This window comes from Kosakonia sp. AG348 (assembly GCF_003337365.1).
GTDB lineage: Bacteria > Pseudomonadota > Gammaproteobacteria > Enterobacterales > Enterobacteriaceae > Kosakonia.
Map to the genome: position 1 here is coordinate 1 of NZ_QPJR01000026.1, position 1097 is coordinate 1097.

At 54.1% G+C, this 1097-nt stretch carries 1 protein-coding gene; it reads left to right on the forward strand.

Features of this window, described 5'->3' with window-relative positions:
* A partial coding sequence (gene tuf / locus DFO56_RS24540) for an elongation factor Tu (protein WP_052679840.1) occupies positions 1-1097 on the forward strand: 1097 nt, incomplete at both ends.

Genomic DNA, 1097 nt, shown 5'->3' on the forward strand with positions numbered 1-1097 from the left:
CTGACTGCTGCAATCACTACCGTTCTGGCTAAAACCTACGGTGGTTCTGCTCGCGCATTCGACCAGATCGATAACGCGCCGGAAGAAAAAGCTCGTGGTATCACCATCAACACGTCTCACGTTGAATATGACACCCCGACTCGCCACTACGCACACGTAGACTGCCCGGGCCACGCCGACTATGTTAAAAATATGATCACCGGTGCTGCGCAGATGGACGGCGCGATCCTGGTTGTTGCTGCGACTGACGGCCCGATGCCGCAGACCCGTGAGCACATCCTGCTGGGTCGTCAGGTAGGCGTTCCGTACATCATCGTGTTCCTGAACAAATGTGACATGGTTGATGACGAAGAGCTGCTGGAACTGGTAGAGATGGAAGTTCGTGAACTGCTGTCTCAGTACGATTTCCCGGGCGACGACACGCCGATCGTTCGTGGTTCTGCTCTGAAAGCGCTGGAAGGCGAAGCAGAGTGGGAAGCGAAAATCATCGAACTGGCTGGCTTCCTGGATTCCTACATTCCGGAACCAGAGCGTGCGATTGACAAGCCGTTCCTGCTGCCGATCGAAGACGTATTCTCCATCTCCGGTCGTGGTACCGTTGTTACCGGTCGTGTAGAGCGCGGTATCATCAAAGTGGGTGAAGAAGTTGAAATCGTTGGTATCAAAGACACCGCGAAATCGACCTGTACCGGCGTTGAAATGTTCCGCAAACTGCTGGACGAAGGCCGTGCAGGTGAGAACGTAGGTGTTCTGCTGCGTGGTATCAAACGTGAAGAAATCGAACGTGGTCAGGTACTGGCTAAGCCGGGTTCCATCAAGCCGCACACCAAATTCGAATCTGAAGTGTACATTCTGTCCAAAGATGAAGGCGGCCGTCACACTCCGTTCTTCAAAGGCTACCGTCCGCAGTTCTACTTCCGTACAACTGACGTGACTGGCACCATCGAACTGCCGGAAGGCGTAGAGATGGTAATGCCGGGCGACAACATCAAAATGGTTGTTACCCTGATTCACCCGATTGCGATGGACGATGGTCTGCGTTTCGCAATCCGTGAAGGCGGCCGTACCGTTGGCGCGGGCGTTGTAGCAAAAGTTCT